Genomic DNA, 15,842 nt, shown 5'->3' on the forward strand with positions numbered 1-15,842 from the left:
TCAACCAAGATAAAGGTGTCTGATGATACGTCTAAAAGTGGTTTGTAGACGCTATTTATATATTCTTTTTGTAGATTTAAAGCGATGTCTAATGCTTTAAGGTATTCTTTTCGTTACTAAAGATATTATTCTAAGCACGCTTTAATACTTTCTACAATAGCTGCATGAATATCATCTTCGTTATACTGTAAAATTGGCATTGTATCTGCTGGATCTAAATAAGCATCACGGTTTTGTATCTCTGCTGTTAATTCTAGATGGATACCATGTTCTTTCCCTTCTTTTGCAGCTTGTTCATCACCTTGTATATATCCTGGCTTCATCTGCTCTAAATCGACAACTTGAACAACCGTATTTTTTTGACCTAATACTTCCGCAATGATTTCAAAGAAGGCTTTATGTTTCATATTCGTTCCAGAAATTGCATACGTTCCACCATGTTCGCCATGTTCTAAGGCGCCGATCGCTGCTTCTGCGACTTGTTTCACGGTAACCATTGCTGAACCGCCACCTAAAACTGGTACAAATTCATTACCTTGAATTTGTGGTAAAAACATTTCCCATAAAGGCTTGCGACCAGGCATTGTTCCAAATATATATGGCAGACGGAGGATCATAACGTCCATCACTCCTGATCCTTCCATGATCGCAACTTCTTCCTGTAAAATTCTAGTACGTGGATAGGCTTGCTCCATTAAAGGCAAATCTGTCCATTGTTCTGCGAAATGAGCAAAATACGATCCGAATATAACAAATCGTTTAATCCCAGCTTTTCTAGCAAGACGTGCAATTCGTTGCGTTGGTAATACGTTTTCACGATAAAAGAAAGCATCAGCAGGTGCATCAGGTACAACTCTCTCGTCGACACCAGCTGCATATACAAACATGTCTATACCCTCAAATAATTTTAATACTTCTTCATCTGACATCTCATTTATATTGCCAAGCCGACAATTGACTTTTGCGGGTAATATATCTTCTGATGGCATAGGTGGTAAAGCAATTGTCGAAACTTCATAACCTCTTCCAAGTAACTCCATAACTGTGTGATATCCTAATAGACCAGTTCCTCCAAGTACAAATACATTTTTCATGAGATAACCTCCTAAAGTTTACTAGAAACTTTACTCATCGGTGAGCATTGATTCTATCTTTATTATATACGCTTAATAAGCCAAAAGCTGTGTATGATATGTGAACAATTTCACTAACCTAACTCTAGGAATTTGAAGTAAGGGACGCTTTAGCATTTTTATTCGGTGAAGTATCATATGATATTTATGGTGCTGTTGGTTAATGCTTTAGAAACACCTACATATGGAAGAGTAATCGTGAAAGATAAAGAGCTTGGTGCCTTACATAATTAGGAACTGTCGCAAGTGAAAATGAATATAAGCTTGATTTTCCAGCAGGAAACATTGAGATAAAACGTCTGGTATTTCCTGAGAGATGGTGAAATATGTAATATGAAAGACCACTTCATCCTTGATATGGACTGAGGTGGTCTTTTGCATTATCGCCCATTGAGAGTCATGATGATGAGTGGATAGGTAGCTGAAGATAACTTATTCAGCTATATCTTTTTGAATTTCAAGTACTTCCTCTTTTGATAGCCCTGTTATATTCATTACGTATTGGATTTCTGTACCATCTGAAAGAAGACGTTGGGCTATTGATTTTTTAGCTTTTTCCTCGCCCCGTTCCATTCCCTGTTCTATTCCACGTTTCATTCCTCGTTTCATGCCACGTTCCATACCATCTTTCTCTGCTTCCTGTGCTCGGAGCTCTGCCTCCCGCTTTGCCGCTTCTTCATCCAAAATATGCTTTAAGCGAGATTCATAAGCTAAATACTGTTCTGGTGTCATGCTGAGCTCTTCCCAGTTATGAAACGCTTTTTGAAGTGTCTTATCTTCCATTGCAATCTCCTCCAATTCATGATAAATATCTTCATAGAATTTTTTATTCCGATGATCAACCATCCCGAGCAGCAATTGCCATCTAGCTAAAACGTCTTTCCAAGGATCCAGTTTATCTTCTTTCCAAGCTTTCAACAGTTTCGGCATTTCAATATAGTGAAACTCCATGGCATTTGTCAGTTTGAATTGTTCTTCATCCTCAAATAGGTGATACATCGTATGGAACCGTTCCGTCTGATCAAAAATATTAAAATTCAACAGGTTGATGGAAATAACATCGCTTAGCTCTTCGTATCCCATTCCCGAAAGCAACTGGCTGCGGTAGATTCCTGACCAATAATAGATAGAGCGTCTAATCATGTTATATCGATCGGTAAACTGAATTTCAACATTGATTTTTTCACCAGTAGTGGTGACGACTAATAAGTCAAGTCTTGATTGCTTATCATCGACATGTTCTCCGCCTGCTTCGATATTATTGAAAGTAATGTCTTTAATCGGATCTCGTCCCGTTTCCTGTAAAAAAGCATTTAAAAATACAATGGTAATTTGTTTGTTTTTTTCGATACCAAAAAGTTGCTTAAAAGCATAATCAATCTTTAAATTCATCAACCTTGGCAGCGGTATCCGTTTTAATGCTCTGAATCTTTTGTTGCTTTGGAAATCTGATTCGTTATTGCTGTAGTCTGTAGGCTCGTCTCTTACTGTATCGTGTATGATGCTTTCTAGGGGGTACTGGCGAAGTGATTTTGTTAATTCCATTATAACACATCCCTTTTGAAGTTTTTAGAATTTAGCGAGAACTTACCGAGATGTGATTCTAGATATAGCATAACAGAATTAAAGGTTAAGAACAAGTGTTCCGTTCTTTAATTTCTATCATCCTTTAAATTTTTGTCGAAACTATCTTAGTTATGCGATAATAAGGGATGGAGAAAAAGTGCGCATATGAGGGAGGGTAGGTTACCTTGCAAAATGCAATACAACGAAAAGAACCACATTTTTTAATAAATATTTTACCCGGTCTTCTATTATGTCTTCTGATCATGCTTAGCGGGATGTACGGTGCTCAGCTCATTGGGACAGGTTTAAAAGCTATCGGTTTATTATCTGAAGGCAGCGAAACACCAATCTCAGGAATTTTTGTTGCAATTATACTTGGTATTATTATTCGGAATTCAATCGGGCTCTCCGATATTTTTACAAAAGGAATCTCCTTTTCGATGAAATATATCTTACGGGCAGGGATTATTTTACTCGGTCTCCGATTGAGTTTGATGGAAGCTTTAAAACTCGGGGCATTCGGAATCCCGCTTATTGTTGCATGTATATCTGTCGGTTTATTAGTAACCTTATTCTTAGCTAATAAAATGAATCAGTCCATACGTCTGGCAACTTTAATTGCAAGCGGAACGAGCATTTGTGGTGTCACTGCAATTATGGCGACATCTCCTGTAATAAAGGCGAAGGAAAATGAAATTTCTTATGCGGTAGCGAATATTACCATCTTTGGTTTAACAGGGATGTTGTTGTATCCATTTCTCGCTCATTTCTTATTTGCGGAGGATGCGATTAAGGCTGGGTTATTCTTAGGTACCGCTATCCATGATACAGCGCAGGTGACCGGAGCAGCGCTAATTTATGATCAGCTGTATCAGATGCCGCAAGTGGTGGATGCAGCAACCGTTACGAAATTAACGAGAAATTTATTTATCATTGCGATCATTCCTTTTGTCTCTTATTTATTTTTTAGCAAGTCGAAGGAGCTGGCTGCTCAGGTAGAAAATAAAGAGGACAGTTTGCCGAAATGGTATACATTCATTCCGTTATTTGTCATTGGATTTCTGATTCTTTCTATTATGCGAACGATCGGGGATGCAACATTGGAAAGTACAGGAAATGCATTTGGTATTTTCGCGTCTGATAGCTGGAGCAGTATCTATACAAATCTTAGTTCATTTGGAACGACCTATCTCCTTGGGATGGCGATGGCTGGAGTTGGACTATCAACGAATTTCAAGATGTTTAAAGGATTAGGGCTAAAGCCGTTTTATATTGGGTTTGTCGCAGCGATTTCTGTGGGAGCGGTTAGTGGAGTGCTGATTTGGTTATTTGGTGGGTTTGTTCAGCTTTAATGAAATGTCTGTTATATGTTGTTTAATACTGATTTGAGTGGGAATGCTGTATTATTAATTAATAGAAAAATTAAAACATAAGGATATGGTCTGTCATGGATAGTAAACTTATACAAGAGAATAAGCGGTTGATTAAAGAGGTAGGAGAATTAAAAGAGGAAAATAGGCAACTAAAGCATCTGGTGGAATACTATCAATCTAATATGAAACAGCATATAGAACCGAATCTGAATAAAGAAGCGATGATTCAAGCTAAAATGAATGAAAGAATTCAATTGTTTTCTAATTTGTTTAAAGGTCGCAAAGATATTTATGCCTATAGATGGGTAAGTAAAGACGGAGATTCTGGCTATGCACCTGCTAAGAATTCAAAGTCAAATTCTTATTATCCATTAACTAAAACGGTGATAGAGGGACATCTAACCGGTGATCTTACGCTTGGTATATACCCTCTTTTAAGAAATAATACTTGCTGGTTTCTTGCAATTGACTTTGACAAAAATGACTGGAAAGAGGATGTAAAACATTTTATTGGCACCTGTAAACAACTTCGCATTCCTGCATATATGGAACGCTCTCGCTCTGGAAATGGCTGTCATGTATGGTTCTTCTTTACGGAGCCAATATCGGCAACACTGGCTAGGGAATTTGGAACTCTTTTACTAACCTATACTATTGATCGGAGAAATAAACGAGAATTAAAATCCTTTGATCGCATGTTTCCAAATCAGGATGAATTAACGAAAGGCAAGTTTGGTAATTTAATTGCTTTACCATTACAAGGCCAATCCCGAAAAGAACACAATAGCGTGTTTATAGACGAGAACTTTAATCCGTTTAAGGACCAATGGGATTACTTGGCGAAAGTGAATAGAATAAGTAAAAAAGAAATACAGAGTTTAATCAATACCTCTTCAAATAAAAATATGTTTATTCAAGAAGGACCAGTCGTAGCACCTCTTTCAAATAAAATAAACATTATTTGCACGAATGGGATCTATATTAATACAAATGAAATCTCACAACATATTTTAGAGCAAGTAGTTGGATTGGCAAAGTTCAGTAACCCAGATTATTATCGTGCTGAAAAGAAACGCCATTCAACAAAAAGAATTCCTAGAGTGATCGATTGCTCTGAGCGAGATGGTAATTATTTAATTTTGCCAAGAGGTTGTTTGGAGGACTTAAAAGAGTTGTTAAAGAAAGCATCTATCGACTATACGTTAGTTAATAATACTTATTTGGGAAGTAGAGTAGATGTAAATTTTACAGGAAAGTTATCGTTCCATCAGGAAGAGTCTTTAGGATCGATGACTAAATTTAACACAGGAATATTGGAAGCGGCAATGGGATTTGGAAAAACAGTAATTGGCGCAGCACTTATTGCTGAGAGAAAAGTAAATACTTTAGTCATTGTTCATCGAAAGCAATTGATGAATCAATGGCGAGAACAATTAGGTGCATTTTTGGACATACAACCAGAACAAATTGGATTAATTGGAGGTGGTAAGAATTCCCGTCAAGGTAAGATAGACATAGCAATGATCCAATCAATTAAAGATGAAAAGAAATTAAAGGATTTAAATAAATATGGTCAAATAATTGTGGATGAATGTCACCATTTTCAGCTTATACATTTGAAAAAGTATTGAAACGATTTGATTCAGCTTATGTACATGGTCTAACCGCAACTTCTAAACGTAAAGACGGACATGAAGCAATTATGCGTATGCAATTAGGTCGAACAAGATATAAAATCAGTGCTAAAGATCTATCAAAACTTCGCCCATTCAAACACATTTTAATTCCCCGTTATACATCGTTTAAAAGTAAGTTAATAGATAAGGGGAATACGAATGAAGGACTGTATAAGGAACTAATACTGGACGAAAAAAGAAATACGATGATATTTAATGATGTACTAAAGGAGTTAGAGCAGGGGGCCGCACCGATCATATTAACTGAAAGAGTGGACCATGTGAAAATTCTGGCCGATAAATTTGCGGGTTTTACTAAGAATCTATTTATATTAACCGGAAACTTAAGTGACAGAGAGAAAGCAAGTAGATTAGATGCACTAAATAAGTTACCAGATGAAGAAGAACGTCTCATCATAGCCACCGGAAAATATATAGGAGAGGGCTTTGATAATCCCCGGCTAGATACTCTGTTTTTAATTTTCCCTTTTTCTTGGAAAGGTACTTTGCAACAGTATGTCGGAAGATTACATCGTATCCATGAACAGAAATCAGTTGTGAAAGTCTATGATTATATTGACCGTAAAGAAGGTATATTTGAAAATATGTATGAGAATAGGAAGAAGGGCTATAAAGCTTTAGGCTATGTAATGCCTAAGGAAGGGCAAGAAAAGTTAACTGAGCAGATGAAGTTATTTTAATAAATCTTGTTATACTAGGAATAAAAAGCTAGAACTCGTGTGTTTTACTTACATATCACAGTTCTAATTAAATTTCTACTTTTGGATAATTTCCATAAAAATAGATAGTGAACCCAAAAAAGAGTGAAGATCAAATCATCTTCACTCCTTTCCCACTCCAGCAATCACTCCATCAAACATAGTCTGCACCACCTTCTGCAAAACAAAAGGGGTATGCACGAAAGCACTTTGCTTATGAAGCCGTTCTGTCAATTTATGAGCATCTTTCCCGAAAGGTCCAATATTTAAGACCGGTGCTTGAAGCTTCTGCATTTCATCAAATGGAATCGTATATAAGTGATCCCAAACTGGAGTATTATTTTGATAAGATTCCCAGCCTTTATCATCCTTATCGTAATTCACATAACTCAAATCAGAAATTCCATTAAAATAATGCACTTGCTCTGCCTTAACATTAAAATGATCTTGAAGCAGCTGCTTCGTTAACAGAATTTTCTCCTGAACGAGCGGGTCATCTGAAGAATTTATTGCCGGATAATACGGCGGCGCAAAGAATAAAATGCATGCTGGTGCAAGTTCTTGGCAATGAGCCATTATTTGATCGCATACTTTCATGGAAATTTCCCGCTGATCCAAATTGGGAAGTGCGACGGTTTCTTTAATTATTTCCTCCGTCTTTTCTTTGCCAAGTTTACCCCTAGCATAATTCAATAGTTCTTCATATTCCCATACATCTATGTTGAAGTGCTCCTCACTATTTTCTTCCCTTGCTAACACACGTCTGTATTCTTCTGCGCATTCCTCCATAGCCTTTGTTGCGACTTCACGGAAAGAAGTCATCGTCTCTTTCGCATTTCGTTTCATTAAAAAGACGTTGTAAAGCGCTGCAACGTGGTTGGATGTTTGTGTGGAATAATCCGCTTTCAAATCATAGGTTTTTAAGCAAAGTGGAAGCGGTGTGCGCTCGCCATATACTTCCTCGTTAAACGCTTGATTATATTCCATTTTCTTCGTCAAAAAACTAGCCATATAGTGTGCATTGATTCCTTGCAAAGGTTCGCCGGCATGGGTTTCTCGCCCATAAAAAAGCGCTGAGGGCATGATTTTTCCAATCGTTCCGGAATATATATAATACTGCGCGTCTTGTGGCTGCATGGAAAAACTCGGTTCACTGTTTAAAAATAGGGTGTAATTTAAATCATAACGCTCCCGGATATCTACAAGTCCTTTAACAGCGGTAAGCATACCGCTTGAATTTACTTCTTCATCGGGAACGGTGACAAGGAGCAGGTTAATCGACCACTTTTCATAAATGGCTTGCTCAAGCAGATGAAGGTGCAGAACGAGACCCATCTTCATATCCATCGTACCACGCCCGAACAAATAATCACCGGATGTAACGTCACTTTGCACATCTTCTGGCAGCGAATCAAGCATTTCCTTAAATTTCTTTGTTAGTTCCCGAGGTTGAAAAGCTAAATCACCAAGTGCACCGAATTCCTCTGTATGTACCGTGTCGAAGTGGCTAATGAGTACGATTGTTTTTTTGATGTTTTCCTGTTTGTATAAAGCCGTTACGGCATTTCGTTCATTTCCTGCATCATGAAATTGAATGAGAGTGGGCCTTTCCTTAAAGTATTCTAACTCAAGCAGCTTACCTTTTATTTTTTCAGCAAACTGGATTTCCCCTTCTGTTCCAGTCCGACTATCCCAGCTAACAACTTCACATAGTAAATCTTCCAATTGTTGTTCCGTTTGCCAAAGCATGATAGATACCTCCCTGTATAGGCTAATTCTTATTTTCCGCGTGGTCATAGTAGCTTAAAAAACGTTTTTTAACATTGCTCATATGAATAAGCATACTGTTCCTCGCTGTAACGACATCCTTTTGTTCTAATGCTTGCAAAATTTCTTGATGTTCCTTGTAAGCATCCTCCGCACTCTTAGGAACGGTGCTGGATAGAATAAGAAATGCTCGGTTAACACCTGTATTCATGCGATGAATGACTTTTTTTATTTCCTCATTGTCATTGCAAGCTGCCAACAGTAGATGAAAATCGCGATCAAGCTCAATAAACTCGTTATACTTATTTTCATTAATTGCTGTGCGCTGGCTTGCTAGATTTTCCTGCAATTTTTCAATCATCTCGTCACTCATTTTTACCGTTATCTTTTCAACATTGTATACCTCAAGTAAACTACGGAGTTCCATATAGTCAAGAGAATTCTTTTTCGTAAAGCTAGCAACGATTGCCGGTGCTCCCTTTTGTTGAATGATTAGTCCTTCTGCCGCGAGTCGTGCAAAGGCGTCACGAAGCGGGGTGCGGCTGATTCCCAAATCTTTTGCGAGCTTTTCTTCTGGCAACGATTCTTTATCTTTCAATCTTCCATCCGTGATCGCTTGTTTAATAATCCGGTATGCTTGTTCAGACAGGGTTTCACGTTGAACTACTTTTTTCATCTTTTTCTCCTTTTCCTTCCATTATTTCTTAACGAAACGCTCTATCCTTGCGAGGCCCTCTTGTAAATTTTCCATTGAATTAGCGTAAGAAATTCGAATAAACCCTTCACCATTCCCCGTGAATGAACTTCCTGGAACGACGGCAACCTGTTCGTTCTCTAATAGTTTGGTCGCAAATTCCATTGAAGTTAAGCCAGTTGATTGAATCGATGGGAAAAAGTAAAACGCTCCGGTCGGGAGTGTTGTCTCAAGTCCCATTTCCTTTAGCCGCTTGTATACAAAATCTCTTCGTTCGATGTAAGCCTTGTTCATTTCAGCAGGTGCTTCCTTTGCAGCTGTAAGTGCTTCGATTGCTGCGTATTGACTTGGTAGGGAAGCACAAATCGAGTTGTTTAAATGTACTTTCAATACATGCTCCATTAAATTTTTACTTCCGAGCACATAACCAATGCGCCAGCCTGTCATTGCATGGGATTTCGATAGTCCGTGGATGAGAAATAATTGCTCCCGGATCTCCGGGAAAGAAGCGAACGAACAATGTTTGCTATGGAATGTGTTTTCACTATAAATCTCATCAGAAATAATAAAAATATCATGTTTTTTTAAAACAGCAACAATTCCTTCCATCTGTTCGCGGCTAAGTGTGGCTCCGGTCGGATTCGATGGATAGTTAAGGATAATTGCTTTCGTTTTATCTGTTAGTGCTTGTTCCAAACGTTCGGGATCGAGAACGAATCCAGTGTCTGTCGTATTGATTGTGACAGACTTTGCGCCATTTAGATGGATAATCGATTCGTATCCAGAATAGATCGGGGAGGTCAAGATGACTTCATCTCCACTTACTAAAATAGTACGCAACACCGAATCAATTGCTTCACTAGCCCCGTTTGTTATAACAATTTCATTTGCTGGATCGTAATAAAAATGATACGTTTCCTCAAAAAAGCGTGAGACCGCTTGGCGGACGTTTAATAGCCCAGCATTATGGGAATAGCCGGTTAAGTTGTTTTTTATCGCTTCTATTCCAGCTTGTTTTACATTTTCGGGTGTTGGAAAGTCAGATTCACCGATCGTAAAATTGATGCCGTTTTCATATTCATTGACTTTATTTGCAAAGACACGAATGCCTGGTACGGAAATCTTTTTTACGCGAGCGTTTATTTTGCTTAGCATGTATTTTATCTCCTTTATTCTAAAGCTGTGCGTGTACGGACCTTGTATACAGTATACATGTTTAGTCATTATCATACATTAAATAAAATATTTTGTAAACTCAAGAAATAAATTTGACTCCGTTAAATGTAGGAACATGGCTATAAAGTGTTATTTACATAATGTTTTCTGTTTATTCAAATGGTATTGGCTTTTATATTTATGTATTGTAGTATACAGTATACCAATATTTCAGCACGCAAATTAAATGATAGACAAACGTTAATTTTCGACTTGAAATACATAGGATTAATGCTTTCTGGTAGTTCGTTTTCTACAAAAGAGGGGAAAGTGAATGTTATGAATAAATGGAAGATGGTTTTATTAACTGGTTCGCTGTTCATTATACTATCAGCTTGTTCTAACGCGAATGCCGATCAAGCTGATACAGTTACACTTCAGCTCGGGCATGCCTTAACAGAAGGCACACCAGCATCTGATTTGATTGAAGATATGGCAGCGGAGGTTGAAGAAAAAACAGATGGTCGCATCGTATTTGATATCTATCCGAATAGTTTGCTCGGTTCGGAAACAGAGATGCTTGAACAAGTGCAGTTAGGTGCTATGGATTCGGCAGCAATTATGGTTGGTTCGATGCAGGCGTTGGATATGCGAATGGCTATTGAAGATCTGCCGTATATGTGGAAGGACATCGACCATGCGCGGGCAGCTTATAAAGGAGAATTTGGTGAGTATCTCGCAGACATTATGGCCGAACAAGGGATGACAAAAATTGGCTATCTGGAATGGGGTTACAGGCATATTACAAATAATCGGGGGCCGATTGTGGAGCCTCGAGATATGGATGGTCTTAATATTCGAGTTGCGGAGACAAAACTTCGGGTTGACGCGTTTGAGCAAATGGGTGCAATGCCTACTGTAATGGCGTTCAGTGAAGTGTACGGGGTGCTTCAACAAGGCGCGATTGATGCTCAGGAAAATCCGCTCGCAAATATTGTTTTACCGAAGCTTTATGAAGTACAGGACTATTTCTCTTTGACCGGACATTTTTATAACACGGTTATGCTCGTTGTGAAGACGGATGTGTGGGAAGAAATTTCTTCAGAAGATCAGGAAATCATTTTAGCGGAAGCAGAACGGATTCAAGAAGAAGTGAACGCAAAAAATGATGAACAACAGGAAGCGTATATCCAAGAACTAAAAAGTCAAGGGATGCAAGTGAATGAAGATGTGAACATAGAGACATTCCGTGAACAAATGCTACCAGTATATGAGAAATGGGAAGAAGACGTTTTTGGCGAGGAAATGATGGATGTTTATCGCAAGGCGTCTGGCTGGTAAGTGATGAAGAAGAGGGATAAAGTTCTCTTCCTTTATTCTTTATCACGTATTAACGGTCTGTAATCCCCCCACCTCTAAACAAGAGGGAAAACCAAAGTGTTAAGTGGAGGATATACAGCCCGTAAATACCTGATTCTGTTCAACTAACATTCAGTGGGGGGAGGAATTCCCTACTGAATGAAGTTTCACTTTATGCACCACTAGAAAAATAAGGGGAAGAGGTACCTATGAAAGCAAAAGAAATCATAGCAAAAATATTAGTTTACTTATGTGTAATAGCAATTACTGGATTAACAATAATTGTGTTTCTACAAGTCGTTACAAGAATGATGAGTATTTCTTTCCCAGCGGCAGATGAACTTGCTCGTTTATTAGTTGTCTGGCTCACCTTTTTAGGTACGAGTTTAGCAATCTATGAAAAAATGCATTTAGCTGTGACATTTTTCGTGAAACGAGCAAAGCCGAAGCTGCAAAGAATTATTTATTTTTCTGTTCATGTTCTAACGATTCTTTTCTTTGGGGTTTTAGTCTACTATGGATTCGGATTAACAATGATGGCTATGGCAAAAACATCATCGACGCTCCAGTTGCCGATGGGATTATTCTATTTGGCGATTCCGCTTAGTTCTCTCTTTTCCATTTATTTTATTATTACAGACATGTTTAGTCCTACAGGAGAGGGGGAACCAAGCGTATGATTATTTTGATTCTAGCAATCTTTTTTGGACTTCTATTTTTAGGAATGCCAATCGCTTTTATCCTTGGTATTGTTAGTGCGGGATTGATGATTTTCGGAAATGTTCCGCTGGAAATACTTGTACAGCGAATGTTTGCTGGTGTAAATAATTTCTCTTATCTTGCTATTCCACTATTTATTTTGGCCGGGAACATCATGGGAGAAGGTGGCCTGACCCGCAGGTTAATGGAGTTTGCTCGGGCCTTTGTCGGTCGTTTAACTGGGGGGCTAGGCATGACAACCGTTGTAACAAGTGCGTTGTTCGGAACGGTATCCGGCTCAACAGTTGCTACGACGTATGCGGTCGGTTCAGTTCTAGTACCGCGACTGAAAGAAGAGAAATATAGCAATTCGTTTATCGCAAGTATTATTGGACCGGCAGGGGTGCTTGGGCTGATTATTCCGCCAAGTATTACAATGGTTATCCTTGGAATTACAGCAAATATTTCAATAGGAGATCTATTTATCGCAGGTGTCTTGCCGGGGATTGTACTTACTGTGCTTCTCTGTATTTACGTCGCTTTTATGTCGAGGAAGAAAGGTTTTGGTGCGGACAAGCCCCCTTCAATGACAGGAAAAGAGTTTTTTAGAATTAGTCTGAAAGCATTCTTCCCGCTGTTAACACCAATCTTTATTTTGGGAAGTATTTTCACCGGTTTTGCAACGGCTACGGAAGCGGCAGTACTTGCTGTTGTGTACAGCTTTATCTTGTCAATGTTTTACAAAGAACTTACATTTACCAAGTTTAAAAAAATCATGGCTTCATCAGCAGTAACGTCAGCAACGATTTTAATAATTATCTCAGTAGCGAATGCATTTACATATGTATTAACGGTAAATAAAATTCCTGCAATGATTTCAGAATTTTTCTTGCAGTTTGCAAATACGCCACTGCAATTCTTATTAGTTGTGTCGGTTATCCTCCTCATTCTTGGGATGTTGACAGAAGTAACGTCACTTATTATTTTACTGAGCCCAATATTTATGCCCATTGCGATGGAGTACGGAATTGATCCGATTCACTTTGGAATGGTGCTCATTATGAACTTCGCACTGGCGAACGTAACGCCTCCAGTAGGTTTGTCTTTAATTGCCGGAGCAAGTGTGACGGATAGGAATATGGGGATTGAAGATACCTTGCCTTATATTTTACATGTAATTGGTATTCTTGTTGTTGTTATTTTATTAATTATTTTTGTACCAAGTATTTCTACATTCCTGCCAAGTCTTTTTAATTAGAGGGTGATAAGATGATTAAACGTTCAGATACAGTAGAATCATTGGAGAATATGTATGGTGGAAAAGGTGTCGTGGATATATCTCGTAAATTGACAAAGGAAGATCAGATTGCTGGTCTTGATATGTTTGCAGAAGTCAGCATACCAGTTGGAGGCTCGATTGGTTTCCATCTGCATGATAAAGATGCGGAAGCCTACCATATTATTGAAGGAACTGGCAACTTCCAGGATGATGAAGGAAAACATGTCGTGTCGAAAGGTGATCTCTGCCTTATTACGAAAGGCGGGAGTCACGGCTTGGTTAACACAGGAGACCAGCCATTAAAAATAATTGCGGTTGTCTGGAGTTGAATAAGCGCCTGTCGCACCTTGCGTTTTATTGAAACTAAAACGTTGTGCTGACAGGCGCTTTCTCACTTGTTTTGTTTATTTACTTGACGCTTTTATCTGAGTTTCATAAAGTAGGTAATAACGGTAAAATTAGATGAGAAGAGGAACATATATGCATACCTATACAGAGGAGAAAATTCAAGCGTATCAAAAAGATAATGAAAATCGGGCACGTCTACTAATCCGTTGTCCGGATCAGCCGGGAATTGTCGCTACAGTATCCCAGTTTCTTTATGAACATGGGGCAAATATTGTAACATCAGACCAATATACCCTAGATCCAGAGGGTGGACAGTTCTTCATGCGGATTGAATTCGAATGTCCGGGTTTGATGGATAAAAAAGCAGATTTGGAAAAGGATTTCACTCCAATCGCTGAAAAATTCGATATGCACTATGATATCATGTACGTGCATGAGCTGAAGAACGTAGCAATTTTCGCTTCAAAAGAGCCGCATTGCCTGCTCGAACTTTTGTGGGAGTGGGAGAGCGGTGACTTGATGGCGAATATTGCTGTTGTCGTCAGTAACCATGAAGTTGTAAGAGCGATGGTAGAATCCCGTGGCATTCCGTTCCACTATATTCCAGCAAACAAGGATATTCGTACCCAGGCGGAAGCGCAACAAAAAGAGATTCTAAAGCAGTATGATGTGGATCTCGTAATTCTTGCACGTTATATGCAGATTCTAACGCCTGATTTTGTGAAAGAGTACAATAACCAAATTATCAATATCCACCACTCCTTCTTACCAGCGTTTATTGGTGCAAATCCATATGAGCGTGCGTTTAATCGGGGTGTGAAGATGATCGGTGCGACGTCGCACTATGTGACGGATGATTTGGATGAAGGTCCGATTATTGAACAGGATATCGGCCGCGTGGATCATCGTGATGATGTGGCAGCGATGAAGAAGATTGGACAAGCGATTGAGCGTAGTGTGCTTGCACGTGCGGTGAAGTGGCATTTGGAAGACCGGATTATTGTGCATGGGAATAAGACGATAGTGTTTTAATTGGTTTTCGTTTGAAGGTTAAATTTTAAACAAAAAACATCAGCAAATTTCTAGCTGATGTTTTTTGTATTCTTGATAGGCATAGGTTGGATTTTAAACAATTTTAGATGCTATAAATTTCTTTGACGATATTAACGAATTCTTTTAGGGCGGGGGATTGGTAAGCACCCTTTTTAGTGATGATTCCTATATCCCAACTCATTTTTGTGTCTTTAATACGTAAATCTACTATATCTACACCATTTAATTTCATACTAAGTTTCTTAGGGATGATTGCTATTCCAAGTTGTGCAGAAACGAGTTCCAATATTAAATTCCATTGCGTGCTGTGAAAGGCGATATCAGGTGAAAAACCTGCTTCCAGACAATGATTTCTTATAAGGTTGTATAATGCAAAAGATTTATCAAAGAAGATGAACTTTTCATCTTTCAAATCTGCTAGACGGATTTCATTTACTTTAGAAAGCGGGTGGGATGATGAAACGCAAACGATGAATTCGTCTTGATAAATGAGTTCGGCATCTAGTGTGTTGGCAGCAGGAAGCACAACAAACCCGACATCTAAGTCTCCATGTGATACAAGGTTTTCTACTATGACACCCCCGTGTTCCTCCGTTTGAAGTATTACTTTCGGATATCTTTTTAAAAATTGATAAGCCACTTCTGGGAAAAAAACAGATCCAATGATTTGTGGAATACCAACTTTTAATTCTCCGATAATTTCCTGGGAAATTTTATTTAAGGCTACTGGAATGATGGAGATTTTTTCTAGAATGTTTTTGCTTTCGTGATAAAGTAATTTCCCTTCGTTGGTTAATTGAATTTTTCTGCTTGATCGATCAATTAATGGTACGTCCAATTCCTTTTCCAATTTTTGGATGGTTTTACTCAAAGCTGGTTGACCTATGTACAGTGCTTCAGCGGCTTTTGTAAAACTTCCGTGTTCAGCTACCGTTACAAAAACTTCTAATGACCTTAATTGCATATTATCGCCCTCATTCAATTCCTCAAAGGAATAATTTGAATTCCTAATTTGTATTTT

14 protein-coding genes are annotated in these 15,842 nt (G+C 38.4%); 8 read left to right on the top strand and 6 right to left on the bottom strand.

Going from position 1 to position 15,842, the window contains the following annotated elements:
* Positions 1-125: 125 nt before the first annotated feature.
* Complete coding sequence (locus tag GN217_RS09070; protein ID WP_156856369.1) at positions 126-1,094, bottom strand: NAD-dependent epimerase/dehydratase family protein; 969 nt, start codon at positions 1,092-1,094, stop codon at positions 126-128.
* 471 nt (positions 1,095-1,565) lie between these two features.
* Positions 1,566-2,678 (bottom strand): Rpn family recombination-promoting nuclease/putative transposase, encoded by a 1,113-nt coding sequence (locus GN217_RS09075; protein WP_232334386.1) that lies wholly within the window; start codon positions 2,676-2,678, stop codon positions 1,566-1,568.
* A 206-nt stretch (positions 2,679-2,884) separates the two neighbouring features.
* Here GN217_RS09075 and GN217_RS09080 point away from each other — a divergent pair, with 206 nt between their 5' ends.
* The 3 genes from GN217_RS09080 (at position 2,885) to GN217_RS18945 (ending at position 6,449) form a co-directional block, all read left to right on the top strand.
* Positions 2,885-4,051 (top strand): YeiH family protein, encoded by a 1,167-nt coding sequence (locus GN217_RS09080; RefSeq protein WP_229782558.1) that lies wholly within the window; start codon positions 2,885-2,887, stop codon positions 4,049-4,051.
* 95 nt (positions 4,052-4,146) lie between these two features.
* Complete coding sequence (locus GN217_RS09085) at positions 4,147-5,703, top strand: TOTE conflict system archaeo-eukaryotic primase domain-containing protein (protein ID WP_232334387.1); 1,557 nt, start codon at positions 4,147-4,149, stop codon at positions 5,701-5,703.
* Positions 5,664-6,449, top strand: coding sequence for a DEAD/DEAH box helicase (locus GN217_RS18945; protein WP_229782556.1), 786 nt, complete (start codon positions 5,664-5,666; stop codon positions 6,447-6,449). The genes GN217_RS09085 and GN217_RS18945 overlap by 40 nt, the downstream gene beginning before the upstream one ends.
* A 141-nt stretch (positions 6,450-6,590) precedes the next feature.
* On the opposite strand, the gene GN217_RS09090 is transcribed toward GN217_RS18945, so the two are convergent.
* Genes GN217_RS09090 through GN217_RS09100 form a run of 3 tightly spaced genes read right to left on the bottom strand, consistent with a single transcriptional unit; the run spans position 6,591 to position 10,083 of the window.
* Positions 6,591-8,216, bottom strand: a complete 1,626-nt coding sequence (locus GN217_RS09090) for a M20/M25/M40 family metallo-hydrolase (RefSeq protein ID WP_156856370.1) — start codon at positions 8,214-8,216, stop codon at positions 6,591-6,593.
* A 22-nt stretch (positions 8,217-8,238) separates the two neighbouring features.
* The gene (locus tag GN217_RS09095; protein WP_156856371.1) at positions 8,239-8,910 is read right to left on the bottom strand and encodes a GntR family transcriptional regulator; all 672 of its coding nucleotides are present in this window, start codon (positions 8,908-8,910) and stop codon (positions 8,239-8,241) included.
* A gap of 21 nt (positions 8,911-8,931) precedes the next feature.
* Positions 8,932-10,083: an aminotransferase class I/II-fold pyridoxal phosphate-dependent enzyme gene (locus GN217_RS09100; protein ID WP_156856372.1), complete on the bottom strand. Its 1,152-nt coding sequence runs from the start codon at positions 10,081-10,083 to the stop codon at positions 8,932-8,934.
* 339 nt (positions 10,084-10,422) lie between these two features.
* Between GN217_RS09100 and GN217_RS09105 the strand changes: the two genes are divergently transcribed.
* The 5 genes from GN217_RS09105 (at position 10,423) to purU (ending at position 14,800) form a co-directional block, all read left to right on the top strand.
* Positions 10,423-11,424 (top strand): DctP family TRAP transporter solute-binding subunit, encoded by a 1,002-nt coding sequence (locus GN217_RS09105; protein ID WP_156856373.1) that lies wholly within the window; start codon positions 10,423-10,425, stop codon positions 11,422-11,424.
* 227 nt (positions 11,425-11,651) lie between these two features.
* Positions 11,652-12,122 (top strand): TRAP transporter small permease, encoded by a 471-nt coding sequence (locus tag GN217_RS09110; RefSeq protein ID WP_156856374.1) that lies wholly within the window; start codon positions 11,652-11,654, stop codon positions 12,120-12,122.
* Complete coding sequence (locus GN217_RS09115) at positions 12,119-13,399, top strand: TRAP transporter large permease (protein ID WP_156856375.1); 1,281 nt, start codon at positions 12,119-12,121, stop codon at positions 13,397-13,399. The genes GN217_RS09110 and GN217_RS09115 overlap by 4 nt, the downstream gene beginning before the upstream one ends.
* A gap of 11 nt (positions 13,400-13,410) precedes the next feature.
* Positions 13,411-13,749 (top strand): cupin domain-containing protein, encoded by a 339-nt coding sequence (locus tag GN217_RS09120; protein ID WP_156856376.1) that lies wholly within the window; start codon positions 13,411-13,413, stop codon positions 13,747-13,749.
* Between the two features lie 151 nt (positions 13,750-13,900).
* A complete protein-coding gene (gene purU, locus GN217_RS09125; RefSeq protein WP_156856377.1) occupies positions 13,901-14,800 on the top strand; it encodes a formyltetrahydrofolate deformylase in 900 nt (299 codons plus the stop codon).
* Positions 14,801-14,903: 103 nt separating this feature from the next.
* Here purU and GN217_RS09130 read toward each other — a convergent pair whose 3' ends face one another.
* Positions 14,904-15,785: a LysR family transcriptional regulator gene (locus tag GN217_RS09130; RefSeq protein WP_156856378.1), complete on the bottom strand. Its 882-nt coding sequence runs from the start codon at positions 15,783-15,785 to the stop codon at positions 14,904-14,906.
* Positions 15,786-15,842: the final 57 nt, after the last annotated feature.

The organism is Oceanobacillus sp. AG (assembly GCF_009746545.1).
GTDB classification, from domain to species: domain Bacteria; phylum Bacillota; class Bacilli; order Bacillales; family Amphibacillaceae; genus Oceanobacillus; species Oceanobacillus indicireducens.

Bases quoted from the DNA above. Each gene is read 5' to 3' on its own strand.
- GN217_RS09070 (WP_156856369.1), bottom strand. From the start codon at position 1,094: ATGAAAAATGTATTTGTACTTGGAGGAACTGGTCTATTAGGATATCAC.
- GN217_RS09075 (WP_232334386.1), bottom strand. From the start codon at position 2,678: ATGGAATTAACAAAATCACTTCGCCAGTACCCCCTAGAAAGCATCATA.
- GN217_RS09085 (WP_232334387.1), top strand. From the start codon at position 4,147: ATGGATAGTAAACTTATACAAGAGAATAAGCGGTTGATTAAAGAGGTA.
- GN217_RS18945 (WP_229782556.1), top strand. From the start codon at position 5,664: ATGTCACCATTTTCAGCTTATACATTTGAAAAAGTATTGAAACGATTT.
- GN217_RS09090 (WP_156856370.1), bottom strand. From the start codon at position 8,216: ATGCTTTGGCAAACGGAACAACAATTGGAAGATTTACTATGTGAAGTT.
- GN217_RS09095 (WP_156856371.1), bottom strand. From the start codon at position 8,910: ATGAAAAAAGTAGTTCAACGTGAAACCCTGTCTGAACAAGCATACCGG.
- GN217_RS09100 (WP_156856372.1), bottom strand. From the start codon at position 10,083: ATGCTAAGCAAAATAAACGCTCGCGTAAAAAAGATTTCCGTACCAGGC.
- GN217_RS09105 (WP_156856373.1), top strand. From the start codon at position 10,423: ATGAATAAATGGAAGATGGTTTTATTAACTGGTTCGCTGTTCATTATA.
- GN217_RS09110 (WP_156856374.1), top strand. From the start codon at position 11,652: ATGAAAGCAAAAGAAATCATAGCAAAAATATTAGTTTACTTATGTGTA.
- GN217_RS09115 (WP_156856375.1), top strand. From the start codon at position 12,119: ATGATTATTTTGATTCTAGCAATCTTTTTTGGACTTCTATTTTTAGGA.
- GN217_RS09120 (WP_156856376.1), top strand. From the start codon at position 13,411: ATGATTAAACGTTCAGATACAGTAGAATCATTGGAGAATATGTATGGT.
- purU (WP_156856377.1), top strand. From the start codon at position 13,901: ATGCATACCTATACAGAGGAGAAAATTCAAGCGTATCAAAAAGATAAT.
- GN217_RS09130 (WP_156856378.1), bottom strand. From the start codon at position 15,785: ATGCAATTAAGGTCATTAGAAGTTTTTGTAACGGTAGCTGAACACGGA.